Origin of the sequence: Streptomyces sp. NPDC006997, from assembly GCF_040635175.1 — a bacterium.
Classification (GTDB): Bacteria; Actinomycetota; Actinomycetes; order Streptomycetales; family Streptomycetaceae; genus Streptomyces.
Genome location: NZ_JBEYHH010000036.1, coordinates 43,457 through 68,644 on the forward strand (window position 1 = coordinate 43,457; position 25,188 = coordinate 68,644).

Sequence of the window (25,188 nt, forward strand, 5' to 3'; positions counted from 1 at the left end):
CCGTTACGCTGGAGGTGTGGCAGTCGTCGACGTATCCGAAGAGCTGAAGTCCCTCTCCTCGACCATGGAGTCGATCGAGGCCGTCCTGGACCTCGACAGGATGAGGGCAGACATCGCCGTGCTCGAGGAGCAGGCGGCCGCGCCGTCCCTGTGGGACAACCCGGACGAGGCGCAGAAGATCACCAGCCGTCTCTCCCACCTCCAGGCCGAGGTCAGGAAGGCCGAGGCGCTGCGCGGACGGATCGACGATCTCGCCGTGCTGTTCGAGATGGCCGAGGAGGAGGACGACCCGGACACCCGCGCGGAGGCCGAGTCCGAGCTGGTCGCCGTCCGCAAGGCGCTGGACGAGATGGAAGTCCGCACCCTGCTCAGCGGTGAGTACGACTCCCGTGAGGCGCTGGTCAACATCCGCGCCGAGGCCGGCGGCGTGGACGCCGCCGACTTCGCCGAGCGGCTCCAGCGCATGTACCTGCGCTGGGCCGAGCAGCGCGGCTACAAGACCGAGGTCTACGAGACGTCGTACGCGGAGGAGGCGGGCATCAAGTCCACCACCTTCGCCGTGCAGGTGCCGTACGCCTACGGCACCCTCTCCGTGGAGCAGGGCACGCACCGGCTGGTGCGGATCTCGCCCTTCGACAACCAGGGCAGGCGGCAGACGTCGTTCGCCGGTGTCGAGGTGCTGCCCGTCGTCGAGCAGTCCGACCACGTCGACATCGACGAGTCCGAGCTGCGCATCGACGTCTACCGGTCGTCCGGTCCCGGCGGTCAGGGCGTGAACACCACGGACTCCGCGGTGCGCATCACCCACCTGCCCACCGGCATCGTCGTCTCCTGCCAGAACGAGCGCTCGCAGATCCAGAACAAGGCGACCGCGATGAACGTCCTCCAGGCCAAGCTCCTGGAGCGGCGCCGTCAGGAGGAGCAGGCCAAGATGGACGCCCTGAAGGGCGACGGCGGCAACTCCTGGGGCAACCAGATGCGTTCGTACGTCCTGCACCCGTACCAGATGGTGAAGGACCTGCGCACCGAGTTCGAGGTCGGCAACCCCGAGGCCGTGTTCAACGGCGAGATCGACGGGTTCCTGGAGGCCGGGATTCGCTGGCGCAAGCAGCAGGAGAAGTAAGCGCGACGCTTTGTCGACTTGGCAACTGCCGCCCCAAGGGCGGCAGTTGCCGTTTACATCACACCTCCACACTTCAAACCCCCGGCAAAAGCCCAGCAACGGGACATCCCGCCCGCAACGGCCTTGACGCTCTCTTGGAAAATGGGAAGGGTGGGGTGCGGCGTGCGCATGTATGGGGCGCATGTGAACCGGGGGGCTTCACTTCAGCTACCTCCGTTGATCACGGCCCTGGGCGCCGCCTCATTGACGATGAGCTACTGGGGGTAGCAACTGATGACCAACAAGACGCGGGTGCGCGTCGCGCGGATCGCGGCGGGCGCCATGGTCGCGGCGGGCGCGTCGCTGACCATCGCCGGTGTGGCCTCCGCCAACCCGTCGGAAGAGTGCCAGCTCGGTCTCGCGCTGTGCGAGACCGAGTCGCCCAGCCCGAGTCCGACCGAGTCCGAGACTAACGACCCGGACCCGGGCCCGAGCATCCCGGACACCCCGGACCCGGACCCGAGTGAGTCGGAGACCCAGGACCCGGAGCCCAGCGAGCCCGAGGACCCGGTCGAGGAAGACCCGACCCCGAGCAACCCGGGCAACGGGAACGGCAACGGTGGTAACGACAACGGTGGTGGTGGCAACAGCAACACCGACACCGACGGCGGCTCCAACGACTCCGCGCAGAACGAGGGCTCCTCGGCGCTGACGGACACCGGCTCCGGGCCCTCCGCCAACCCCTCCGCGCAGGGCGGCGGCGACGAACTCGCCGAGACCGGTGCCGCGGAGACCACCTTCCTGGTGGTCGGCGCCGCGACGATGATCGCCGGTGGCGTCGGCTTCCGGGTGCTGCCCCGCCTCATGGGCGGCCGCGGCGCCGCTGCCTGACGGTAGCCGGACGTAAGCGGTAGGCATACCGAAAGGGCCCGGAGCGCACGCTCCGGGCCCTTTCGGTCGGTCTCTACGCGGTCTGGTGGGCCGCCAACAGCGCCACCGCCGCGACCAGCACCACCAGCAGGGCGATCAGCGCCACCGGGGTCAGGGCCGCCAAGGGGTTCTCCTGCTGAAGCCGCTGGCGGTTGGCCCGGCACACGGGGCAACGGCCCTCGCTCACGGGTGCGGCGCAGCTCGCGCACACCAGCCGGTCGTACGTCATGCGCTCGCCCTCCTCGTGCCGGTCACACCCTCTAGAACGCCCGCCTGGCCGCGAACGTTCCCCTCCCACTGTGCCAGGTTCCCCGGGAAAGGGCGCGGGCGCTCGAAGAGGCGGACGGGAACAAAAGCACACATCCCCCTCACAACCCCTACCGGCGCCTGCGCTGGTGCACCCGGTTCGCGTATGGTCACGCTCATCTACCCCCGGCGACCCGTGGTGCATCCGTGATCCGATTCGACAACGTCTCCAAGGTCTACCCCAAACAGACCCGTCCAGCCCTCAGGGATGTCTCCCTGGAGGTCGAGAAGGGCGAGTTCGTGTTCCTCGTGGGGTCCTCCGGCTCCGGAAAGTCCACCTTCCTGCGGCTGATCCTCCGCGAGGAGCGGTGCAGCCACGGCCAGGTGCACGTCCTGGGCAAGGACCTCGCCCGCGTCTCCAACTGGAAGGTGCCGCACATCAGGCGCCAGCTGGGGACGGTCTTCCAGGACTTCCGGCTGCTGCCGAACAAGACCGTCGCCGAGAACGTGGCCTTCGCCCAGGAGGTCATCGGCAAGTCGCGCGGCGAGATCCGCAAGTCCGTGCCGCAGGTGCTCGAACTGGTCGGGCTCGGTGGCAAGGAGGACCGGATGCCCGGCGAGCTGTCCGGCGGTGAGCAGCAGCGCGTCGCCATCGCGCGGGCCTTCGTCAACCGGCCCAAGCTGCTCATCTGCGACGAGCCCACCGGCAACCTGGACCCGCAGACCTCGGTCGGCATCATGAAGCTGCTCGACCGGATCAACCGGACCGGCACGACCGTGGTGATGGCGACGCACGACCAGAACATCGTGGACCAGATGCGCAAGCGCGTCATCGAGCTGGAGAAGGGCCGCCTCGTCCGCGACCAGGCCCGTGGCGTCTACGGCTACCAGCACTGATGCCGCCCCTGTTCGCAGCCGCCGCGGCCACGGCCGCCGTGGCAGACCTCGCAGACGTCCCCGGAAAGGCCTGAAGAAGACGCCATGCGCGCCCAGTTCGTTCTGTCCGAGATCGGTGTCGGTCTCCGCCGCAACCTGACGATGACGTTCGCGGTCGTCGTCTCCGTGGCCCTGTCGCTCGCCCTGTTCGGCGGGTCGCTCCTGATGAGCGACCAGGTCAGCACCATGAAGGGGTACTGGTACGACAAGGTCAACGTCTCGGTGTTCCTGTGCAACAAGAGCGACGCCGAGTCCGACCCCAACTGTGCCAAGGGCGCGGTCACCAAGGACCAGAAGGAGCAGATCCAGACCGACCTGGAGAAGATGTCGGTCGTGGACTCGGTGACGTACGAGTCGCAGGACGAGGCGTACAAGCACTACAAGGAGCAGTTCGGCGACTCCCCGCTGGCCAGCTCGCTCACCCCGGACCAGATGCAGGAGTCCTACCGGATCAAGCTGACGGACCCGGAGAAGTACCAGGTCATCGCGACCGCCTTCGACGGGCGCGACGGCGTGCAGTCCGTGCAGGACCAGAAGGGCATCCTGGACAACCTCTTCGGCCTGCTGAACGGCATGAACTGGGCCGCGCGCGCGATCATGGCGCTGATGCTGGTGGTGGCGCTGATGCTGATCGTCAACACGGTGCGCGTCTCGGCGTTCAGCCGTCGTCGTGAGACCGGCATCATGCGCCTCGTCGGCGCCTCCGGCTTCTACATCCAGGCGCCGTTCATCATGGAGGCCGCGGTCGCGGGTCTCATCGGCGGCGGGCTCGCGTGCGGATTCCTGCTGGTCGGGCGGTACTTCATCATCGACAACGGGCTCGCGCTCTCCGAGAAGCTGAACCTGATCAACTTCATCGGCTGGGACGCGGTGCTGACGAAGCTGCCGCTCATCCTGGCGACGAGTGTGCTCATGCCCGCGCTGGCAGCGTTCTTCGCGCTGCGCAAGTACCTGAAGGTGTGACGTAACCCAAGGTGGCCGTACGGTCAACGGGCCGTGCGGCCCTTCCCGTTGTCCTAGACTCACCGCCATGTCAGGCCGCGACCTGTTCTGTCCGCCCCGCCGCATCCGCCGCGGGGCCGCCCTGACATTGGTCTTCGCCAGCGTCCTGGTGGCCGGTGCCGCGACCGGCGCGCTGCCCGGCTCCGACCGCGGACGGCAGCCCGACGCCGCGCGCGCCACCGCCGCGAGCAGCCGCCCCGAGGAGGTGGCGCGGGCCGCCGAGGAGGCGATGGAGTCCGGCCAGTCCCCGGTGGAGGCCGCGGAGCGCGCCGTCAGCCGCAGCGGGGACCGTTGGGGCGCCGTCTACTCCAAGGGCGAGTACGAGGAGTTCGAGGACGCCCTCGACGGCGAGTACACCGGTGTCGGCCTGTGGACGCGGCGTGAGCGGTCCGGCCGGATCGAGGTGACCAGGGTGCACTCCGGGTCGCCCGCCGCCGACGCCGGGATCCGCGCCGGGGACCGGCTGCGCAGCGTCGACGGCGAGAGTGTCGACGGGCGGCCCGTCACCGAGGTCGTCGCCCTGCTCCGCGGGGACGCCGAGGACACCGACGCGCCCGACGCCTCCGCCGGATCCACGGTCCGGCTCGGCGTGGAACGCGGCACGCGCGCGTGGACGCTCACCCTGCGCCGCGCCCGCCTGTCCACCGACTCGGTGACCGTACGGCGGCTCGCCGACGGCGCCACCGTGATCAAGGTCGCCGCGTTCACCCGGGGTTCCGGCGACGCCGTGCGCGAGGCGGTGCACCGGGCACCCGACGGCGACGGTGTCATCCTCGACCTGCGCGGCAACTCCGGCGGCCTGGTCACCGAGGCCGTCACCGCGGCCTCCGCGTTCCTCGACGGCGGCCTGGTCGCCACCTACGACGTCGCCGGCGAGCAGCAGGTCCTGCACGCCGAGCCCGGCGGCGACACCGAGCGGCCCCTGGTCGCCCTCGTCGACGGCGGCACGATGAGCGCCGCCGAACTGCTCACCGGCGCCCTCCAGGACCGCGGCCGGGCAGTCGTCGTCGGCTCCCGCACCTTCGGCAAGGGCTCCGTGCAGATGCCCAGCGAGCTGCCGGACGGCTCGGTCGCCGAGCTGACCGTCGGCCACTACCGCACCCCCGCGGGCCGCGGTGTCGACGGCCACGGCATCACCCCCGACCTGGAGGCCGGGCAGGAGTCCCTCAGCCGCGCGGAGACGGTCCTCGACGGGCTCGGGCGGCAGGAGCCGTAAACGACTTCCCGCGCACCCCCTCCATGGTGCGAAAATGGCCTGACTATGGCTAAGGAAAAAGGGCGCAAGCTGATCGCGCAGAACAAGAAGGCGCGGCACGACTACCTCATCATCGACACCTACGAGGCCGGGCTGGTCCTCACCGGCACCGAGGTGAAGTCGCTGCGCCAGGGACGGGCCTCGCTCGCGGACGGCTTCGTGCAGCTCGACGGACACGAGGCGTGGCTGTACAACGTGCACGTGCCCGAGTACAGCCAGGGCACCTGGACCAACCACAGCGCCCGCCGCAAGCGGAAGCTGCTGCTGCACCGCGCGGAGATCGAGAAGCTGGAGTCGAAGTCCCAGGAGTCGGGCCACACGATCGTGCCGCTCGCCCTGTACTTCAAGGACGGCCGCGCCAAGGTCGAGATCGCGCTGGCCAAGGGCAAGAAGGAGTACGACAAGCGCCAGACCCTCCGGGAGAAGCAGGACCGCCGCGAGGCGGAGCGGGCCATGTCCGCGGTGCGCCGCAAGCAGCGCGCCTGAGCCCCGGCCGGGGCGCCGGGAATACGCTGGCCTCCGCCCGCGTTGGTCACGTACGATGGCACCAGCACCCCACGGCGGGTGCGCTTGGATCGCACGATCCGGTTTGAAAAATCAACATGGGGATGATCGGTTTCGACAGCGGCTGTCGAAGCAGGGGAAGCGTGTCGAGGAAGCGGCCATGATCTCGTAAACCACAGGCCGAAACCAATAATCGCCAACTCCAAGCGCGATTCCTCCCAGCAGGCCTTCGCCCTCGCTGCCTGATAGGCAGCGCGAGCGAGCCTCCTACTAAAGGGAGTGTCAGCCCGGGGATGTTCCCGACCCGGATCCTGGCATCGACTAGGGGACTAAACCTCTAAACCCGGTCACGGGGTGTAGAGGGAAACCAAACAGTGACTGAGCCCGTCGGAGACTCGTCCGCGTGATCTCCGGGGCTGAGAAAAGCGCAGCGGACTGCACACGGAGAAGCCCTGGTTCCGCACCGTTGGACGCGGGTTCGATTCCCGCCATCTCCACAATTCCCATGTGACGCATCACGAGGAGGACCCGGTGGCCGCGCGCCACCGGGTCCTCCTCGTGTTTATGGGGCCTGCCCCCATATCGGGGGCCCGGCTCTCCCCCTACGGTCCCTCCCCATGAGACAGACCAGAGCCGCGACACTCCTGGCCGCCCTGACCGCCCTCCTCTCCGTGCTGCTCACCCCGACCCCGGCCGCCGCCGCCTCCCTCACGGAGGTCACCGGCTTCGGCAGCAACCCCGGCGCGCTGAGGATGTACCGCTACGTCCCCGACGGCCTGCCCTCCGGCCGTCCGGTCGTCGTCGCCCTGCACGGCTGCACCCAGAACGCCTCCGGGTACGGCACCGGCTCGGGGTGGCTCCCCCTCGCCGACCGCTACGGCTTCTCCGTCGTGCTGCCGCAGCAGCAGAGCGGCAACAACCTCTCCTCCTGCTTCAACTGGTTCCAGACCGGCGACACCACCCGGGGCCAGGGCGAGGCCGCCTCCCTCGCCCAGATGGTCGACCGGCACCTCGCCGACACCGGCGCCGACCCCTCCCGCGTCCACGTCACCGGCCTGTCCGCCGGAGGCGGCATGACGTCCGTGCTGATGGCGGCGTACCCCGAGAAGTTCGCCGCGGGCGGCGTCGTCGCCGGGCTGCCGTACGGGTGTGCGCAGGCCGCCGGGTCGCCGTACGTGTGCATGTACGTCGGCGCCACCCAGACCCCGGCGCAGTGGGGTGACCGGGTGCGGGCCGCGCGCCCCGGGTACACCGGGCCGTGGCCGACGCTCACCGTGTTCCAGGGCACCGCCGACTACACCGTGAAGCCGGTCAACATGACCGACCTGATGCGGCAGTGGACCGACGTGCACGGCGCCGACCAGACCGCCGACGCCGGCGACACCGTCGCCGGGTACCCGCACCAGGTCTTCCGCAGCCCGGCCGGGCGCACGGTCGTCGAGACGTACGCCCTGACCGGGATGGGCCACGGCCAGCCCGTCGACCCCGGCGCCGCCGCCACCCAGTGCGGCACCGCCGGGGCCTACTTCCTGGACGTGAACCTGTGCGCCGCCCACCGGCTGGCCACCACGTGGGGCCTCACCGGCTAGGGCGTGGTGCGGGAGTCCCGCCTGCCGCCCGACGCCCGGCACGCCCCAGCGGCCCTCACGCCAGCCGCCGCGGTGCCGTGCTCGCCCGGCTGGTGAGCTGGGCAGGCAGCAGGGTGGACCCGGCGACGGGGGCGCCGTCGAGCTTGCCCATCAGCAACTCCACCGCCCGGGTGCCGATCTCCGCGGACGGCAGGGCGACGGAGGTGACGGGGACGCGCAGCGACTCCGCCAGCTCGCGCGGGCAGATCGCGGTGACCGAGAGATCCTCGGGCACCCGCAGTCCGAGCTGCTCGAAGGCGTCGATCAGCGGTTCGAGGACGGGTTCGTTGTGGACGACGACACCGGTCAGCGCGGGCTGTTCGCGCAGCAGCCGTTCGGCGGTGGCGCGGGCCGCGGCGGGCGAGGACCCGCAGGGGTGCACGGACGACGACAGCCGGTACCGGTCGGCGGCGGCGGTGAACCCCCGCACCACGCGCTGAGCGAACGCCGTCCGCCGCACGTACACCTCCGGCGCCGAGCCGACCAGCGCCACCGTCCGGTGCCCGAGCCCCGCGAGATGCTCCACGCACAGCTCACCGGCCGCCCTGAAGTCCAGGTCGACGCAGGTCAGCCCGGTCGGCTCGGCCGGGAACCCGATCAGCACGGACGGCCGTTCGAGGGAACGCAGCAACGGCAGCCGGGGGTCGTCGAGCGCGACGTCCATCACGATCAGCGCGTCCACCAGCGCCGTGTCCGCGACCCGGCCCAGCCCCTCCTCGCCCTCCTCCCGGGTGAGCAGGAGCACGTCGTGGTCGTGGGCGCGGGCGGTGGTCACCACGGACACCGCGAACTGCATCACCACGGGGACGTGGATCCCGGCGCGTAACGGCACCGCCAGCGCCAGCACGTTCGACTTGCTGCTGGCCAGGGCGCGGGCGCCGGCGTGCGGGCGGTAGCCGAGGGCGCGGATGGACGCCTCGACGCGGCGCCGGGTCTCCTCGGAGATCGGACGCTTGCCGCTGAGCGCGTAGGACACGGTGCTGGGGGAGACCCCGGCGTGCCGGGCCACATCGGTGATCCTGACCATCAGCCCAGCTCCAGGGTGAGGAACCCGGTCCCGGCCGCCGCCCGCGCCGTCGCCGCCCCGGCGGCCAGCGCCCACGGGGCGCCGGGGGCGCTGCACGAGGCGCGCAGTACGTCGCCCTCGCGGACGACGGTGAAGGCGACGTCCCCGACGGCCACCGTCACCTGGGCGCCGCGCTGGAGGCCGTACGCCCGCAGGGTCACCCCGTCGGCGTGCGGGTAGTCGGGCCGGTCGGCCACCGCGCCCACCGGGAGCACCGCCCCCGGCCGCACCAGCAGCGGCACGCTGTCGAAGCCGTGCCGCTCACGCACCCAGCGCGGCCCGGTCACCGTCTGGCCGGTCACGAAGTGCGTCCAGGTGCCCTCGGGGACGTAGTACGTGACGTCCCCGTCGTCGCTGAAGACGGGTGCCACCAGCAGGTCGGGACCGAGCATGTACTGCCGCTCCAGGTGCGCGCACCCGGGGTCGTCCGGGAACTCCAGGACCATCGCCCGCATCACCGGCGTGCCCTCGGTGTGGGCGGTCCGGGCGGCCTCGTACAGGTACGGCATGAGCCGGAGCTTCAGTGCCGTGAAGTGCCGGAGCACGTCCACCGACTCCTCGTCGAACAGCCACGGCACCCGGTAGGAGGAGCTGCCGTGCAGCCTGCTGTGCGAGGAGAGCATCCCGAAGGCCAGCCACCGCTTGAACAGCGCGGGCGTCGGGGTGCCCTCGAAGCCGCCGATGTCATGGCTCCAGTACCCGAACCCGGACAGGCCCAGCGACAGTCCGCCGCGCAGGGACTCCGCCATGGACTCGTACGTCGCCTCGCAGTCGCCGCCCCAGTGCACCGGGAACTTCTGGCTCCCGGCGGTCGCGGACCGGGCGAAGACGACCGCCTCGCCCTCGCCGCGGTGCTTGCGCAGCACGTCGAAGGCGGTGCGGTTGTAGAGGTAGGTGTAGTAGTTGTGCATCCGCTCCGGGTCGGAGCCGTCCGCCCACACCACGTCCGTGGGCACCCGCTCGCCGAAGTCGGTCTTGAAGCAGTCCACGCCCTGCGCGAGCACCGCCTCCAGCTTCGCCGCGTACCAGTCGCGGGCGGCCGGGCTGGTGAAGTCCACCAGCGCCATGCCCGGCTGCCACAGGTCCCACTGCCAGACGCTGCCGTCCGGCCGTCTCAGCAGGTGCCCGAGCGCCTTGCCCTCCGCGAACAGCGGCGAACGCTGCGCGATGTACGGGTTGATCCACACCGACACGCGCAGCCCGCGCTCCTTCAGCCGGGCCAGCATCCCCTCCGGGTCGGGGAAGACCCGCGGGTCCCACTGGAAGTCGCACCAGTGGAACTCCCGCATCCAGAAGCAGTCGAAGTGGAAGACGGACAGCGGCAGTTCCCGCTCCCGCATCCCCTCGATGAACGACGTGACGGTCTCCTCGTCGTACGACGTGGTGAACGACGTCGACAGCCACAGCCCGAACGACCAGGCGGGCGGCAGCGCCGGACGCCCGGTGAGCGCGGTGTACTTGCGCAGGATCTCCTTCGGGGACGGCCCGTGGATGACGTAGTACGTCAGCTCCTGCGCCTCCACGCTGAACTGCACCCGGGAGACGGTCTCCGAGCCGACCTCGAAGGACACCTTGCCCGGGTGGTCGACGAAGACGCCGTAGCCCGCGTCCGTCAGGTAGAACGGCACGTTCTTGTACGCCTGCTCGGTGGCGGTGCCGCCGTCGGCGTTCCAGACGTCGACGACCTGCCCGTTCTTCACCAGCGGCCCGAACCGCTCCCCGAGCCCGTACACGCAGGTGCCGACGCCGAGGCCGAGCTGTTCGCGCAGGTAGTGGGCGCCGGTCGCGTCCCGCATGATGCCGATGCCCTTGGGGCCGCTGGTGGTGAGGGCGCGGCCGTGGGCGAGGAAGTCGACGTGCCAGGGCCCGCCCCGGGCGATCCGCACCGACAGGGCGCCGGAGATGAGGGTGGCGTGCTCGTCGTCGTACGACAGCTGCGGTGTGAAGTCGGTGCGGTGCAGGTCGAACTCCGGGCCGCGGGGCTGCTCGCCCTGGAAGTGGGTGACGGTGACGCCGATGACGTCGGGCATCGGGGCGTGTGCGGTGATCGTCACGACCGGTCCCTTCAGCAGGTCGCCGCGGTGGCGGATGGGCTGGGTCGGCGCGTGGACCGCCAGCGCGCCGTCCTGCTCGGCGACGTCGAGCACCTCGACCGGGTGGGCCGCGGTGACGCCCTCGCGGAGCAGCCAGTAGCCGTCGGTGAACTTCACGTGGGGGGTCCCCCTTCAGTCGCGGGTCACTTGACCGCACCGACGGCGATGCCGCGGGTGAGGGTCCGTTGGAAGACGAGGAAGAACACGATCGCCGGGAGCACGCCGAGCAGCGCGGCGGCGTTGGTCATGGTGGCGTCCATCAGCCGCTGGCCCTGGAGGACGCCGAGGGCCACCGACACCGTCTGGTTGTCGTTGGAGATCAGCATCACCAGCGGCAGCAGGAACTCGTTCCAGGTCCAGATGAAGAAGAACACCAGCAGCACCCCGAGGGTCGGGCGGCTGACGGGTACGACGATCCGCCACAGCACCTGCCACTTGTTCGCCCCGTCGATCCGGGCCGCCTCGATGACCTCGCGCGGGAACTGCCCGAGCACGCTGGCCAGCAGATACGTCCCGAAGGCCGACTGGATCACCGTGAAGACGATGATCACGCTCAGCCTGGTGTCGTACAGGCCGGCCTCCTTGCTGAGGTAGTACACCGGGTAGACCAGCGCCTCCTGCGGCAGCATGTTCGCCAGCACGAAGAACGCCAGCACCCAGGTGCGGCCCCGCACCCGGCCGATGCCGATCGCGTAGGCGTTCAGCACCGAGACGACCGCGGCGAGCACCGCCACCGAGCCGCTGATCAGCACGGAGTTGACCAGTTTCCGCCCGTAGTCGACGCGCTCCCAGAAGTCCCGCAGGCCGTCCAGGTACAGCCCCTCGGGGAGGGCGAGCGGCCCGTTCCGCGAGTACTCCGCCGGGGACTTCACCGCGTTCACGGCGACGACCAGGAACGGTACGACCATGAAGAGGGCCGCGATGACCAGCGCGGCCAGCACCGGGTAGCGCCGTGGGAACCTGCTCATGTCCTCAGTCCCTCCTCGGCGTCCTCCGCGCGGGTCTGGAGCCTCAGCCCGAGCAGCGACAGGGCGAGGATGACGACGGTCAGCACCGTCGAGATCGCCGCGCCGTAGCCGACCTGGGTCTTCTCGAAGAACGTGGTGAAGGAGAAGTACGACGGCACGTTGGTGGCGCCGCCCGGACCGCCCTTCGTCAGCACGTACACCGCGCCGAACACCTTCAGGGCGGCGATCGAGCACCACGTCAGCACGACGTACGTCTCCGGCCGGATCTGCGGCAGCGTGACGTGCCGGAACCGGCGCCACCACCCGGCCCCGTCCAGCTCGGCCGCCTCGTACAGCTGCGGGTCGACGCGCTGGAGTCCGGCCATGAACACCACCAGCGGGAACCCGAGCTGCACCCACACCAGGACGCCCATCACGGTGTAGAGCGCGAGGTCGGGATCGCCCAGCCAGTCCTGCTGCCAGGAGCCGAGCCCGACCGCCTCCAGGAGCGCGTTGAGGGAGCCGTTCCCGGGGTCGAGGATCCAGCTCCACACGATGCCCGCGACCGCGATCGGCAGCACCTGCGGCAGGTAGAAGCAGGCCCGCAGCACGGCGACCGTCCTGCTGCCGAAGTGCTTGCCGACGAAGTCGAACAGCGCCGCCGCCAGGACCAGCCCGAGCAGCGTCGGGACGACCGCCATCGCCACCACCATGAACAGGCTGTGCCGGAACGACGCCCAGAACTCGCTGTCGTCCAGCAGTTCCCGGTAGTTCTCCAGACCCGTGAAGTCGTCGGCGCCGGGGGCGCCCACGCCCTGCCAGTCGGTGAGGCTGACGCCCGTGTTCATCGCGAACGGCAGCACGATCACGGCGAGGAAGGCGAGGGCGCCGGGGAGCAGGAACAGGGCGTAGGAGTCGCGGCGGCGGGGGCTGTTCCCGGAGACCCGCCGATGGGGTGACCGCTTCTCGACGGTGCCCGTCATCGCTTCGGTACGCCCTTGTCGTACGCCTCCTGCAACGCGTCGAGGTAGGCGTCCGTGGACGCGCTGCCGGTGATCAGCTTCTGGGTCTCGGAGACGAGCACGTCGTAGAAGCCGGGTGCGGGCCAGTCCGGGTAGAAGGCGAGTCCGTCGCGGTCGGAGAGGGTGTTGAAGTCCTCGATGAGCTTCTTCGACTTCGGGTCGGTGACGGCGTCGGCGTCGGCCGCGACCGGTACGCCGCCCTTCTCGCCCAGCAGGTTCTGGATCCGCTTGCTGAGGGTGATGTCGATGAAGTCGTAGGCGAGTTCCTTGTTCGGGGCGTTCTCCGGGACCACCCACAGGTTCCCGCCCGAGCCCAGGGTGAGGTCGGAGTCCGGCCACAGGAAGGTGCCCCAGTCGAACTCCGCCTCGTCCTGGAAGCGGCCGTACCACCAGGACCCGGAGAACAGGATCGGCGCGTCGCCCCGGATGAACGACACCCCGGCCGCCTCCGCCTTCGTCCCGCTGGACGTCCTGGCGATGTACCCCTTGTCGACCCAGTCGGCGAAGGTGTCGGCGGCGTACGTCCACGCCGCGTCGTGGAAGTCGGTCTCGCCCTGGTACAGCTCGTAGGCGTCGACCCAGGAGCGGTCGGCCCGGGAGAGGGCCAGCTGGTAGAGGTACTGGTGGGCGATGTACTCGGCGCCCGCGTTGGCGAGCGGGGTGACGCCCCTGTCGACGAACGTGTCCATCGCGGCGGTTAGCTCGTCGAACGAGGTGGGCTCCTCGACGCCGTACTCCTTGAACAGGTCCTTGTTGTAGAAGACCATCGTGTACTCGGCGTAGTTCGGGACGCCGTACCAGTTGCCGGAGCCCATCACGCCGTTCTCGTCGTACGTGCTGGTGGTGCGGACGCCCGCGCCGAGCCTGTCGTCCCAGCCGCGCTTCTCCGCCTCCGCGCTCAGGTCGGTGAGCAGGCCCTGCCTGGAGAGCAGGCCCGCCGTCGCGTTGCCCTTGTTGTACTCCATGAGGTCGGGGGCGTCCGAGGAGTTCAGGACCATGGGCGCGGTCTTCTGGATCTGCTCGAAGCTCTTCTCCTCGAACTTCACCTCCACGCCCGGGTGCTTGGCCTCGAACTCCTTGACCGCCTCCGCCCAGGCCACGCCCATCGCGCTGTTCGGGGCCTCGTAGTGCCAGAGGCGGAGCGTCCTGCCGTCGCCGCCCGAGCCGCTGTCCGAACCACCGCAGGAGGCCAGCAGCAGTGATCCGGCCAGGATCACCGCCGTCGCCACCACACGCCGTCGTGCCGTCAACATCCAGTGCCTCCAGGGGAGTCGGATGGGAACAGGGCACCGCCGTCGGACATCGAACCCGTTCGACGGCGGTGTCGAAGCGCTTCGACGGCCGAAGGTAGAGATGGGACGGGGCTTCGTCAATGGTTAGCGCGGAGATGGGTGAAGCGATTCGATCGGGTGAACACGGCGAGGGAGATCAGGAGCGCGGTCCCCGCCGCCGTCACCGGCACCCCGTAACCCGCGGTGGGCGAAACGTGTTCGACGACCCACCCGCCGCTCGCGCTGCCGCACGCGATCCCGCCCAGCAGCCCGGTCACCGCCAGGGTCATGCCCTCGTTCAGCCGCCCCTCGGGGGTGAAGCGCTGGACCAGCGTCATGGTGGTGACCATGGTCGGCGCGGTCGCCATCCCCGCGAGCAGCAGCGCGCCCCCGAGGAGCACCAGGGAGCCGGTGAGGGCGGCGGCCAGCAGCGGCAGCGTCATCAGCGCGGTCATCGCCGCCACACACCACGACAGCCGCGCCGTCACCGGCCCCCGCGGCTTCACCGCGCCGTACGCGAGCCCCGCGACGAAGGACCCGGCCGCCTGGAGGGCGAGCACCACACCCGCCGCCGACCGGTGCCCCCGCGCGTCGGCGAACGCGATCGTGACGACCTCCATCGCCCCGAACACCGCGCCCGTCGCCAGGCACACGGTGAGCAGGGGCCGCATCCCGGGCGCGCGCAACGGCGTCCTGCCCGCCGGGCGTACGCCGGGGGTGACGGGAGGCTCGGTCGACCGCTGGGCGGCGAACAGCAGCACCCCGCCCACCAGCAGGACGACGCCGGTGAGCGTGCCCGCCTCCGGGAAGAACGTCCCGCACAGGAACGCCGCCAGCACCGGACCCAGCATGAAGCACAGCTCGTCGGCGGCCTGCTCGAAGGCGTTGGCGGTGTGCAGCGCCTTGCTGTCGCCGCGCAGCAGGTGGGACCAGCGGGCCCGGGACATGCCCCCGGTGTTCGGGGTGGTCGCGGTCGCGGCGTACGCGGCGAACAGGGTCCAGTCGGGGGCGCCGTAGCGCACGCACACCACCAGCGCCAGGCTGCCGAGCGCCGCGCAGAGCGTCGCCGGTACGGCGATCCGCGCCTGCCCGTACCGGTCGACGAGCCGCGCGACCCAGGGGGCGACCAGCGCGGTCGTGGCGAGGCCGGTCGCGGTGACGGCCCCGGCGAGGGCGTACGAGCCCCGCGAACCGGCGATCATCACGACCGCGCTGACGCTGAACATGCCCATGGGGAGGCGGGCTATCAGGTTGCCGGTGGTGAAGGCACGGGCGCCGGGAAGGGCGAAGAGACGGCGGTAGGGGTTGCTGGAGGACGGGGCGACGGGGGTCGGCTGCGGCATGGCCCCACCGTCGCCCGCGCCTGATCAAGGGGTCCAACACCTGGTGAGTGCGGATTCACGCACCCGCGATGTAAATTCACCGGACGTCCAGCCGGATGTCCAGCCGGACGCTCACCGGCCGGAGATCCAGCCGGACGCTCACCGGCCGGAGATCCAGCCGGACGCTCACCGGCCGGAGATCCAGCCGGACGCCCAGCCGGAGGTGCCCGCCCGAATGCCCGCCCACATAGACCCCCGGCTGCTGCGCGCCTTCGTCGCCGTCGCCGAGGAGCTGCACTTCACCCGGGCCGCCGCCCGCCTCTTCATCGCCCAGCAGGCGCTCAGCAGGGACGTACGGCGACTGGAGCGGGAACTGCGTGCCGAGCTGTTCCTGCGCACCACCCGGCAGGTGACGCTGACCGCCGACGGGGAGCGGCTGCTGCCGTACGCGCGCCGGGCGCTCCAGGCGCAGGACGACCTGCTGACGGCGTTCGGGCAGGCCCGCCCGCTGCTGGTCGACCTGAACTCGCCCGGCCTGCACACCCACCGCCGGGTGCTGCACCTGGCCCGCGAACTCGCCCCCGAGGTGGAGCTGATGGCCCGCTTCGAGAGCGGTCTGACCGGCGCGGCGGCGGAGCTGATCGCCGGGCGCCTCGACGCGTCGTTCGGCCGGTACGCGGGGCTCGACCCGGCGCTGCGGGCACACCTCGACCAGCTGCCGGTCCGCCTGGAACCGATGGCGATCATGCTGCCCGAGGGCCACCGGCTGGCGGCCCTTGAGGCGGTGCCGCTGGCGGCGCTGGCGGGCGAGGTGGTGTACGCGGGGGCGGGCAATCCGCGTACCCCGGAGTGGACGGACCTGGCACATCACCTCTTCCAGGGACGGGGCATCGCGGTGGCACCCCCCTTCCCGCTGGCTGTCGGCGAGGAGGAGTTCCAGCGGCTGATGGCCAAGACGCGGACGCCCGTACTCGCCGTGGTGGGCTTTCCCGCCATGCCCGGCACGGTGGTGCGGCCCCTGGTCGATCCGGTCCCGCTGTCGCCGGTCTCGCTGGTCTGGAGGAAGGGGCTGGTACACCCCGGTCTCGACGCCCTGCGCCGGGCGGCGGCCCAGCTCGCGGCGGGGGAGGGGTGGTTGCGGCGGCCCACCGGAGGATGGATTCCAGCCGATGACGAGGACGTGATCAGGTAACTCTTCGGCGCGAACCCCGGCCTTCAGGCCGGGGATAGCCGATGAGCGGCTCTATGTAGGGACCTGGTGAAGGCGGAACCCGTCGTGCGCACCATTCATGGCCTGAGCACGATGTGGTGAACGGGGCGCTCGGGCCGGGTGGGGCCTGGTTCGGCCGATGGGCGCTCGGAGCCGTATGCGCCTCCGAACCCGTCCCGTGGGGGAAGTGCGCGCGTGAACAAGCCGTGGGCGTACCGGCCCCCGCCCCCGGCCCCCGTCCCCGGCCCTCTCACCCGACAGCGATCCGCGTCAGCCAGTAGTCCTTGGGCCCGATGATCTGGATCCCGGTCCCGGAGAGGACGGTCCTGCTGCCCGCGTGGAACCGCACCGAGCCGTCGGAGCGGATGGACCAGATGTCCGGGACGCCGTCCCCGTTGGCGTCGGGAGTGCCCATGAGGAGGGGGACGCTCGTCTTGAGCCAGACGCGCTCGTCGTACTCGTTGTCGACGCCTCCGGCCGCGGTGGTGGCGGTGGACAGCGAGTACAGGTCGACCCCGCCGCCCGGCGCGGCGATGCCCTTGCGCAGGACCATCCGGCCGGAGAGATCGGTGCGGAACAGCAGGTCGGCGACTCCGTCGCCGGAGACGTCCGCCACGGACACGAGGTCGCGATCCTGCCAGGCGGAGGAGACGAAGAGGCGCACTGCCTGATCCACCGTGGCACCGTGGTAGCCGGTGAACGCCCACAGCTCGCTGCCGACCGTGGCGAAGAAGTCGGCGCGGCCGTCGCCGGTGATGTCACCCGTGGCCAGGATCTGCGTCAGCTGGGCCGGATCGGGTGCGCCCTCGGGCAGCAGGATCTCCCGGCGCCGGTCGACGTTGACCGCGCCGTAGCCGTCCCCGGGATAGACCCAGAGCCTGCCCTCGACCCGCACGACCAGGTCCTGGAGGCCGTCGCCGCCGTAGATGTCGCCGTTGTGGGTGATGAGGGCGCCCTTGAAGTGACCGCTCGGCGCGGCCACGTACGGGGGCAGGTCATCCCCGTTGGGATCCTTGTCGGGGTTCTCCCGGTAGGCCCCCGGCATGGAGAGGTCCAGGTCCCCGCTGCCCTTGGACAGGTCGGAGTACGCCTGGGAGGGATAGAGCGCGAGATTGCCCGCCGAGGTGACGGTCATGAGGTCGGGGAGTCCGTCGCCGGTGAAGTCCCCGGCCTTGTCCGCCTCGTCACGAGGCGAGACGTAGAAGAAGTACCGCGCCGGTTCGGAGACGTTGCCCGCGCCGTCCACGACCCGCACGTAGAGGACGTTGGGTCCGGCGGTCGGCGGCTTGGCGTCGCTGATGGTGGCGGTGACGGACGTACTGGTGCCCGCTGTCCGGCTCACGGAGCCCGAGTAGCTGGGCGCGTTGAAGGCGTACTCGTACCGTACGACGTCCGAGTTGCGGGCCTGCACGGTGAAGGAGCCGGGTGTGCCGAACTTCTTCGTGCTCCACTTGCTGTCCTCGGCCTCGCTGCCGAAGCCGTTCTCGTTGAGGTCGGCGTTCGGGAAGTCGGTGGAGGTGATCTTCGGCGGTCGGGGCGCGGAGGTGTCCAGGACGAAGCGGCACGGGGTCGCGGACGGCGCCCACGCCGACGTGGTCACCGCGTCGTCGACGGCTCGGACACGCCACGAGTACGTGGTGCCGTTGGTGAGCTTGCTGGCCGGTGCGGGCGGCACCTTCAAGGCGACGCCGCTCGCGTCGGACGGGAAGTGGGAGGCGGGCGGCTCGTCCGGCGCCTTCACCTGGTCGTACCCCCTGGTCGTACCCCCGCCGCCCGCGGGCCCCGCCCCGGCGATCTCCTTCGGGTACAACTCCCAGACCGTCGACGGCCGCACCGGCGTCGCCTCTCCCCAGGGCTCCTGGATCGGCGAGGGGTGGAGCTACGACCCCGGCCACATCGAGCGCCGCTACCGCCCCTGCCAGGACGACCGCAAGACGCTCAGCTCCGGAACGCCCAACAACACGGCCAAGTCCGACAAGACGTCCGACTTCTGCTGGGTCTCGTACAACGCCGTGATGTCCCTCAACGGCAAGACCACGGAACTGGTCCGTGACGCCGCCGCCGGCAGTGACCCCGAGACCGACACAGAGGTCTACCGCCCGCAGCAGGACGACGGCACCCGCGTCGAGCACCGCGTAGGCGGCACCAACGGCGACAACAACGGCGAGTACTGGGTCGTCACGACCCGGGACGGCATGAAGTACTACTACGGCCTGAACAAGGTGGACGGCGGTCACGCCAACACCAACTCCGTCTCCACGGTCCCGGTCTTCGGCAACCACCCGGGCGAGCCCTGCCACGCCAGTACGTTCGCCGCATCCCGCTGCGGCGCCGGTCAGCAGCAGGCATGGCGCTGGGGCCTGGACAAGGTCGTCGACGTCCACGGAAACGCCATGGTCGTCAACTGGACGCAGGAGACGAACCACTACGCCGTCCGCAAGAAGTTCAAGTCGCCCGAGCAGTACGACCGTTACGCGTACCCGACGTCCATCGAGTACGGGATGCGCTCCACGGACCTGACCAAGCCGTCCGCGACGGTCACCTTCGGCGTCGAGCAGCGCTGCCTGAAGTCCGAGACCGCCTGCGACGCCGCCAACTTCGCCAAGACGGACGACCCGGGCGCCTACCGGCCCTGGTGGGACACCCCCGGCAACCTCAACTGCAAGTCCACGTCCAAGCTCTGCCCGGCCTTCCCGTCCTTCTGGACGCAGCGACGGCTGGACACGGTGACGACGAGGGCGGCACGCGCCGGACAGACCGGCCTCGGCCTGGTCGACAGGTACACGCTGCACCAGTCCTTCCCCGCCGACTGGTACGACACCTCGCCGGGCCTGTGGCTCAACTCCCTCACCCGCACCGGCTACGCCCCGGGAGACACCACCGGCACCCTCCAGTCCGAGGACGGCATCAGCTTCGCCCCCTACACCGTGGGGTCCACCTCACCCCTGCGCGCCCGCCTGCGGGACCACCAGTTGCCGAACCTGGTGACCACCGGCGCCGGTGACCAGCGGCCTGGCTTCACCCGACCCCGCATCGGCACCGTCTCCACGGAACTGGGCGGTGACATCGAGGTGGAGTACACGGGCGGCTGCGCGACCGTGCCCGCGACGGACGAGGGCGAGAGCAACGGCACCTGCTACCCGGTCCGCTGGTCCCCCGACGGGGACGAGCGGACACCCGCGAAGGCGTGGTTCAACAAGTACGTCGTCGCCTCGGTGACGGAGATCGACAAGGTCACCTCGCAGGGCAGGCCGATCACCACCAGGTACGCGTACGACGGAGCGGCCTGGTCCAGGAGCGACGACGAGTTCACCCGCCCCGCCCTGCGCACCCACAGCGACTGGCGCGGGTTCCGCCAGGTCGAGGCGTACAAGGGCAGCAAGACCGTGTCCGCGTCGAACGGGCAGAACCCCCAGTCGTCCTCGAAGACCCGGTACTTCCAGGGCACCGGCGGCGTGGTGAAGGACTCCACGGGCACGTACACCCTGCTGTCGGACGACGCTCCGCAGTACGCGGGGCTGACCGCGGAGACCGTCGTCTACAAGAACTCCGACGACGAGGACCCCGAGCAACCCGAGAAGAACGTCCAGGAGCGGACGCTCAACTACCCCTGGTCCCAGCAGACGGCGTCCCGCTCCCGCGAGAACGAGGACGGCACCACCGCCGATCCCCTGCTCGCCCACCGCACCGGCATCTCCCGGTCGGACCAGATCAAGGCGAACGACGGAAGCTGGCGCGCGATCCGCACGCTCACGGAGTTCGACGACACCTACGGCCTGCCGACCCAGGTGGAGACGGCGGTCGTCAAGCCCGGCAGCACCGGCGAGGACTTCTCCCACCGGACGTGCACGAAGACGACGTACGTGCACAACACCTCCGCCTGGCTGATCGGCCTGCTGAAGGAGCAGCGCACCACCGGCACGTCCTGCGCCAACCACGCCACCGCGGACCCGGCCACGCACCTGAAGTCGGCGGTCCGGCACTCCTACGACGACCAGGCGTACGGAGCCGCCCCGACCAGGGGCCTGCTCACCTCCCAGGCACAGATCAACGGCGAGGGCACGTCGTACTCCCTGGTCACCACGACGACGTACGACCCGCTCGGCCGCCCCCGCGAGGTCACGGCCCCGGGCGTGGGCACGACGGAGACGCAGTACACGCCGGGGGACGGCGGTGGTCCTGTCACGTCGGTCAAGGTGATCAACGCGCTGGGGCACGCCACCACCACGACGTACGACCCGGGCCGCGTGCTGCCGCTGACCGTCACGGACCCCAACAACCGCGTCAGCCGGAACGAGTACGACTCCCTCGGCCGCCTGGTGAAGGGCTGGTCCCCGTCACGCTCCGACGGCAAGTCGCCCAACGTGAAGTTCACGTACCACCAGGCACTCGCGACGAGCAGCACCAACCGCCCCGCCGCGGTGACCACCGAGACCCTCAAGGACGACGGCGGCTACTCCCGCCAGGTCACGGTCTACGACGGTCTGGCCCGCGAGGTCCAGACCCAGAGCCAGGCGCACGGCCCGGGCCGGATCGTCGTGGACACGCGCTACGACGACCACGGCCTGGTCTACGAGAAGACCGGCGCGTACCTGGCGAAGGGCGAGCCGACGGCGGAACTCTTCACCCCGAAGTCGAAGACGCTCGTGCCCACCTGGACCAGGTACCGCTACGACGGCCTGGAGCGCGCCTACCAGGCGTCGGTCTACCAGGGCGGCAGCTACCAGTACGCCACGAACACCACCTACAGCGACACGAGCACGCTGGTGGACCCGCCCGGCGCCACGACCCCCACGACCCGGACGTCCTACGACGCGCTGGGCCGGGTCACGGCGCTGAAGCACTACACCACGTCGGCGTCGCCCCCGACGGCCGGGCGCACCACGGCGTACGAGTACGACGCCCGCGGCAACCTCGCCCAGGTCACCGACCCGGCGGGCAACGCGTGGACGTACACCTATGACGCCCGGGGCAGGGCCACCTCCACCGTCGACCCGGACGTGGGCGAGACGAAGACCTGGTACGACGACGCCGACCGGCCGCACCACGTGCAGAACGCCCGCGCGCAGCAGACGTACACGGAGTACGACCTGCTCGGACGCGTCCTGAAGGTGCGGCGCGGGTCGGCGACGGCGAGCCCCGAGAAGGAGTACACCTACGACACCGTGCCCGGCGGCATCGGCAAGCCCGTCGCCTCCATCCGGCACACGGACACGGGCGACTACACCAACCGCGTCACGGGCTACGACGCCGAGTACCAGGTCACGGGCAGCGAGACGGTCATCCCCGCCAACTCGATGACCGCGGGCCTGTCCGGCACGTACGCGTACGCGTACACCTACACACCCACCGGAAAGCCCCTCTCGGTCACCCTGCCCGCGAAGGGCGGCCTGGCGAAGGAGAAGGTGGTCACCCGCTACAACGGCGACGGTCTGCCGGAGTCCACCTCGGGCGCGACCTGGTACACGTCCGACGTCACCTACTCCCCGTACGGCGAGGTGCTGCGCACGGTCTCCGCCCCCCAGCCGTACCGCGTCTGGACGACCAACTTCGTCGACCCCTACACGGGCCGCCTCCAGCGCACGGTCTCCGACCGCGAGACGGCCGGACCGCATCGCATCACGGACAGCTACTACTCCTACGACGTCTCGGGCCTGATCACCTCCAACGCCCGCCAGTTCGGGGACAACAGCTGGGACAACCAGTGCTTCACCTACGACGTGATGGGCGAGCTGGTGCACGCCTGGACGTCGAACATCACCCCGACCGGTGACGGCACGGGCTGCAAGTCCGCGAACAACACGACCTGGGGCCACCGCACCACCTACGCCCCCTCCTCCGGCCCGGTCGCGGACGCCCCGGACGCGGAGACGGACCACACGGCCCCCGACGCCACCCTGTCCTCGACGCTCGCCGCGGCGGCCCCCGACGCGACGACGCTGTCCATCGGCGGCGCCGCCTACCGCCAGTCGTTCACCTTCGACTGGCTGGCGAACCGCGCCAAGATGACCGACACCGACGCGGCGGACCCCGACGACGACCACCACGTTCACCTACGGCTACGGCAAGACGGTCACCGGCAACGGCACCACCCCGTCCTACCAGACCCAGCCGCACACGAACACGTCGATCACCTCGTCCCCGTCCGGCAAGGGCAGCACGTACACGTACGACGCCACCGGCAACGCGGAGACCCGCGACCTCTGGAACACCACCCAGGACCTCGACTGGTCCCCCGACAACAAGCTCGACTCGATCACGGACAACGGCGTCAAGACGACCTACGTCTACGACGCCGACGGCAACCGCCTCCTGGAGCACTCGCCCTCCGGCTCGACCCTGTACCTGGGCGAGACGGAACTGACGACGAACACCACGGGCACGATCACCGAGGCAACCCGCTCCTACGCCCACGCGGGCGCCCCCACGGTCGTCCGCACCACCAAGAACGGCGCCACCACCGGCCACAGACTGAGCGTCCTGATAGCCGACCACCTGGGCACGGCCAACACCTCGGTCGACGTGGCCACCAACCAACTCATCACCCGCCGAGCCTTCAAGCCCTACGGCGAGGTCCGCGGCACAAAGCCCACCACCTGGCCCAACAGACACAGCTACCTGGGCGTGGGCATCGACGACGCGGCGACCGGCCTGACGCATATCGGGGCGCGGGAGTACGACCAGAGCACGGGCCACTTCATCTCAGCCGACCCGATCATCGACATCAAAGACCCACTCCAGATGAACGGGTACGCCTACGCCAACAACGGCCCCGTCTCCAATTCAGACCCGACTGGTCTGATGAACACTGCCGATTTGATCGGTAAGCCGTGCCCTGAATGCGGAAGAGATCACTTTACTTGGCAAGATGAGGGATCCGCTCAGTACGACTACTCAGGCAACGGGTACATCACTGTCTTCCCGACCGTCAACGTCCCCGCCAACTGGGACCGAGCGCCTGAGTACATCAACACCTTCTACGCCGAAATGCGCGAAGATGTGTGTGAAGTTGATTTGAGCGTGTGCACCGATCTGTCGCTTCCAGTCTTTTCTTTGGATGTCAACAATTCCAAAGGTGAGGCCTGTAAATCTGTCGGAGGGAAGTGTCCGGGCGGTCTGGAGTGGGGTTACCCGGCGCAGATCTCTGGTGCGCTAGGTGCGGCTAAATATGGCCCTGAAGGTCCTGCTGGAGGCTTTACTGCCTTCCTTCCGGGTAAAAAGCAGAAATCTAACCCGTGCGACCAGTGTTTTCTCGCCGGTACGAAAGTGCTCCTAGCTGACCGGAGTGCCAAGGGCATCGAAGACGTTGAGGTCGGGGACAAGGTTCTGGCAACAGATCCGAAAAGTGGCGAGACCGGGCCCCGGACCGTCACGCAGCTGATCATCACCGAGCATGACAAGCACTTCAACGAGCTGTCCATCGCTACGAGCGACGGCATCGAGAAGCTGACGGCGACTTTCGAGCACCCCTTCTGGTCCCCCTCAGAGGGGACCTGGGACGTACTATGTCCTGGCTGGGGACACGCCGGTACTCGTTCACAACAGCAACTGTGGCGTCCGTCAGCACGACAAGGCCAGGGGTGCCGCCGGTGTGGATGAAATGACGGCAACGTTTGAGAAGTTCTACAAGAAGTCAGACATATATAGCGAGAGCTATGGGAACGGGCTCGAGCTCTGGACCCCTCATGGCGTGCGTCAAGTAGATATCGCGGTCAGGCAGCCAAACGGCAACCTTCACCTGTACGAGGTCAAGGTGAATAAATCGAACTACACAAAGGGTCAGCGGAAGAAGGACGAATGGCTAGCGAAGACATACGGGTTTGAAACCTCGGTAGTTCGTCGCGGTACAGCGTGCCCAATCTGCAAGCCCTAGCCTGAGAGGATAGCCAGTGAGTAGCGACTTCGGCTTCTGGAAGCGTTGCACCGGGGACCCTGAGGACGTCTTTGACGCCCTCGCTGACGGCGACACTAGCGCCCTCGCCGTAAGCCCCGACGTGTTGCGGTTTCGGGAAGAATTGCTGGCTAGGTGGCCAGACGTGAACGATGTTCTGGAGCCATCTCAGTTTGACCTGGAGGAGGAGCCTGACGATGCAGGCAAGTACGTCCTCCTGACTCTTTCGGTTCGCCAACTTGACTATCTCCCGGAAATTCTCAACATGGCGAAGAGGAACGGGCTCGTTGGATTTAGCGGAGTTGCAGGCGAGCCAATCGCCTGATCATCCACAGCGTCACTTCACGACCGGTCATCACGTTCTGCCCTGACTGTAGTAGCTGACAGCAGCGGCGGCGAACATCAGGAGTGTTTCGCCGCCGCTGCCGGGTGTGGCAGTTGTGAGTCAGGGGGGCCAATTACCGCCGAAGGCGGAGCGGTGTGCACCTTGCTGTACCCCGCCGCTGAGCTCATCCGGCGTGCTAGCGAGGCGCCGACGCGCCCTCACTCCGGCGCACTGCTCGGAGTACCGAGAGGCTGGCTGGGCTTATCACCCGTCTTTCCGGGCCGCCCGCTCGATTCTTCCCCGTGCTGGAGTGCCCTTTACTCGGGTCGTGGAAGCGCGACACTGAGCCTTTTCCAACCTCACTCTGAGCTGGTCAGATGAAGGGTGAGGACGGCTTGGATGAGGCTGGTGATCCGGGTGGTCGAGCACCGCAGTTTG

The 25,188-nt window shown here is 69.5% G+C and carries 16 protein-coding genes, 1 other RNA gene and 2 pseudogenes; 11 read left to right on the plus strand and 8 right to left on the minus strand.

The features are described 5' to 3' along the window. Positions 1-16 precede the first annotated feature (16 nt). Both prfB and ABZ659_RS29005 read left to right on the plus strand, forming a co-directional pair. Positions 17-1,123, plus strand: a complete 1,107-nt coding sequence (gene prfB, locus ABZ659_RS29000; protein WP_360225497.1) for a peptide chain release factor 2 — start codon at positions 17-19, stop codon at positions 1,121-1,123. 273 nt (positions 1,124-1,396) lie between these two features. Continuing rightward, complete coding sequence (locus ABZ659_RS29005) at positions 1,397-1,993, plus strand: hypothetical protein (RefSeq protein WP_360225499.1); 597 nt, start codon at positions 1,397-1,399, stop codon at positions 1,991-1,993. Positions 1,994-2,066: 73 nt separating this feature from the next. Here ABZ659_RS29005 and ABZ659_RS29010 read toward each other — a convergent pair whose 3' ends face one another. Further along, entirely contained in the window at positions 2,067-2,261 is a 195-nt protein-coding gene (locus tag ABZ659_RS29010) for a hypothetical protein (RefSeq protein ID WP_360225501.1), read from the minus strand. Between the two features lie 224 nt (positions 2,262-2,485). On the opposite strand from ABZ659_RS29010, the gene ftsE reads away from it, so the two are divergent. From ftsE to ABZ659_RS29040, 6 genes are all read left to right on the plus strand, one after another. After that, a complete protein-coding gene (ftsE, locus tag ABZ659_RS29015) occupies positions 2,486-3,175 on the plus strand; it encodes a cell division ATP-binding protein FtsE (RefSeq protein ID WP_360225503.1) in 690 nt (229 codons plus the stop codon). 84 nt (positions 3,176-3,259) lie between these two features. Further along, positions 3,260-4,177, plus strand: a complete 918-nt coding sequence (ftsX, locus tag ABZ659_RS29020; protein WP_360225505.1) for a permease-like cell division protein FtsX — start codon at positions 3,260-3,262, stop codon at positions 4,175-4,177. A gap of 67 nt (positions 4,178-4,244) precedes the next feature. Continuing rightward, the gene (locus tag ABZ659_RS29025; protein ID WP_360225507.1) at positions 4,245-5,432 is read left to right on the plus strand and encodes a S41 family peptidase; all 1,188 of its coding nucleotides are present in this window, start codon (positions 4,245-4,247) and stop codon (positions 5,430-5,432) included. A gap of 45 nt (positions 5,433-5,477) precedes the next feature. Continuing rightward, on the plus strand, positions 5,478-5,957 hold the full coding sequence (smpB, locus tag ABZ659_RS29030; RefSeq protein ID WP_360225509.1) for an SsrA-binding protein SmpB: 480 nt from the start codon (positions 5,478-5,480) through the stop codon (positions 5,955-5,957). Between the two features lie 118 nt (positions 5,958-6,075). Further along, positions 6,076-6,475: a transfer-messenger RNA gene (gene ssrA / locus ABZ659_RS29035) on the plus strand. Between the two features lie 117 nt (positions 6,476-6,592). Continuing rightward, positions 6,593-7,564 carry a PHB depolymerase family esterase gene (locus tag ABZ659_RS29040; RefSeq protein ID WP_360225511.1) on the plus strand — a complete coding sequence of 324 codons (972 nt, stop codon included), beginning with the start codon at positions 6,593-6,595 and terminating at the stop codon, positions 7,562-7,564. A gap of 55 nt (positions 7,565-7,619) precedes the next feature. Here the strand turns inward: ABZ659_RS29040 and ABZ659_RS29045 are convergent, their stop codons facing one another. The 6 genes from ABZ659_RS29045 to ABZ659_RS29070 form a co-directional block, all read right to left on the minus strand. Then, positions 7,620-8,630 (minus strand): LacI family DNA-binding transcriptional regulator, encoded by a 1,011-nt coding sequence (locus tag ABZ659_RS29045; RefSeq protein WP_360225513.1) that lies wholly within the window; start codon positions 8,628-8,630, stop codon positions 7,620-7,622. Then, positions 8,630-10,879 (minus strand): alpha-xylosidase, encoded by a 2,250-nt coding sequence (gene yicI / locus ABZ659_RS29050; protein WP_360225515.1) that lies wholly within the window; start codon positions 10,877-10,879, stop codon positions 8,630-8,632. The genes ABZ659_RS29045 and yicI overlap by 1 nt, the downstream gene beginning before the upstream one ends. Before the next feature lie 26 nt (positions 10,880-10,905). Beyond that, complete coding sequence (locus ABZ659_RS29055; protein WP_360225517.1) at positions 10,906-11,730, minus strand: carbohydrate ABC transporter permease; 825 nt, start codon at positions 11,728-11,730, stop codon at positions 10,906-10,908. Next, positions 11,727-12,692 (minus strand): sugar ABC transporter permease, encoded by a 966-nt coding sequence (locus tag ABZ659_RS29060; protein WP_360225519.1) that lies wholly within the window; start codon positions 12,690-12,692, stop codon positions 11,727-11,729. Before ABZ659_RS29060 ends, ABZ659_RS29055 begins: the two co-directional genes overlap by 4 nt. Beyond that, positions 12,689-13,984, minus strand: a complete 1,296-nt coding sequence (locus tag ABZ659_RS29065; protein ID WP_360225521.1) for an extracellular solute-binding protein — start codon at positions 13,982-13,984, stop codon at positions 12,689-12,691. Before ABZ659_RS29065 ends, ABZ659_RS29060 begins: the two co-directional genes overlap by 4 nt. A gap of 116 nt (positions 13,985-14,100) precedes the next feature. Next, the gene (locus tag ABZ659_RS29070; protein WP_360225523.1) at positions 14,101-15,345 is read right to left on the minus strand and encodes an MFS transporter; all 1,245 of its coding nucleotides are present in this window, start codon (positions 15,343-15,345) and stop codon (positions 14,101-14,103) included. A gap of 214 nt (positions 15,346-15,559) precedes the next feature. On the opposite strand from ABZ659_RS29070, the gene ABZ659_RS29075 reads away from it, so the two are divergent. Continuing rightward, on the plus strand, positions 15,560-16,516 hold the full coding sequence (locus ABZ659_RS29075) for a LysR family transcriptional regulator (RefSeq protein ID WP_360225533.1): 957 nt from the start codon (positions 15,560-15,562) through the stop codon (positions 16,514-16,516). A 268-nt stretch (positions 16,517-16,784) separates the two neighbouring features. Here the strand turns inward: ABZ659_RS29075 and ABZ659_RS29080 are convergent. Further along, positions 16,785-18,191: pseudogene (locus tag ABZ659_RS29080) on the minus strand (VCBS repeat-containing protein); the annotation flags it as partial. A 4-nt stretch (positions 18,192-18,195) separates the two neighbouring features. Here ABZ659_RS29080 and ABZ659_RS29085 point away from each other — a divergent pair. Further along, positions 18,196-24,407, plus strand: a pseudogene (locus ABZ659_RS29085) (RHS repeat-associated core domain-containing protein); the annotation flags it as partial. 16 nt (positions 24,408-24,423) lie between these two features. After that, the gene (locus ABZ659_RS29090) at positions 24,424-24,750 is read left to right on the plus strand and encodes a hypothetical protein (protein WP_360225525.1); all 327 of its coding nucleotides are present in this window, start codon (positions 24,424-24,426) and stop codon (positions 24,748-24,750) included. The last annotated feature ends 438 nt before the right edge of the window (positions 24,751-25,188 follow it).